Source organism: Bradyrhizobium sp. MI1.4, from assembly GCF_055811315.1.
Window position 1 is genome coordinate 1 of record NZ_JBVVPP010000134.1, and the last position, 930, is coordinate 930.

A 930-nucleotide genomic window follows, 5' to 3' on the forward strand; every position below is an offset into this window, starting at 1 on the left:
CGGCAAAGACATCTCGCAGAACTCGCGAGTCAATGAGCGCTTGGCCGGCACCCTGCGCAAGATCAGGAACTGGTGGATGTGCTGCATCCCCAAGCAACGTAATACGGCCGTGCGTCCATTTTTCAGGGAGGCCTTCCGGAACCTCGAGGGAGCTTTGAATAATTGCATCCTTCGGGGTAATGCTAAACGCCCTTGGAATAGGAGTGTTTGTCCAAGAGCTAAAGTAATCAAGGAACTCGTCCGGATTTTTTGCTCCACTTACCGAACCGAACCAGTATGCCTTTCCATTTCCTATGGGAAGAAACGCGATCCAACCCCCCGGCGCGTAAAAGCCGGTTTGCGCTGCCGGATCTATGTCCAGCTGGTCCAGGTTGAATATAGCGCGCCAACGATATGCGTGATGCTCGTTGGGCTGGAAACGAACTGCACCTACCAATTTCTCACGGACGGCTGAAAAAATTCCGTCAGCAGCGATGATAAAGTCGCCCTCATAACTTGACCCATTACCGAAGTGGCAAACTGCTTTGTCGCCGCCATTCTCGACAGACACGACCTCATGACCAAACCTTATGAGATCCGTTCCGTATGAGTCAGCTAGCATCGAGCTCAATGCCCAGCGATGCACTCCGATTGCCGGCGCACCATATTTACGGGGCCAGTCACTTGTATCTTTCTCAAAGAGCAAATCGCCAGCGGCATCATAGTTATAGTAGCGCTCAATTTTGACCGAAATGGCGTCAATCTGCTCCTTCAGTCCCAGGCCATATAGTGCCCGCACTCCGTTCGGCCAAAGCATCAAACCAGCTCCCGTTGCCCTAAGGACGGGAGATCGCTCAAACACGGCTACATCAAATCCCAATGCCTTCAACCCAACAGCTGCAGAGAGTCCCCCCAGTCCGCCGCCACAAATACCAACTCGCATCTCAAACC

1 protein-coding gene is annotated in these 930 nt (G+C 52.9%); it reads right to left on the reverse strand.

Annotated features, from left to right (window positions below; genetic code table 11):
• The coding region (locus AC0L23_RS39950; RefSeq protein ID WP_473358419.1) for an FAD-dependent monooxygenase at positions 1–922 on the reverse strand (922 nt) is incomplete at its 3' end.
• Between the last annotated feature and the right edge of the window lie 8 nt (positions 923–930).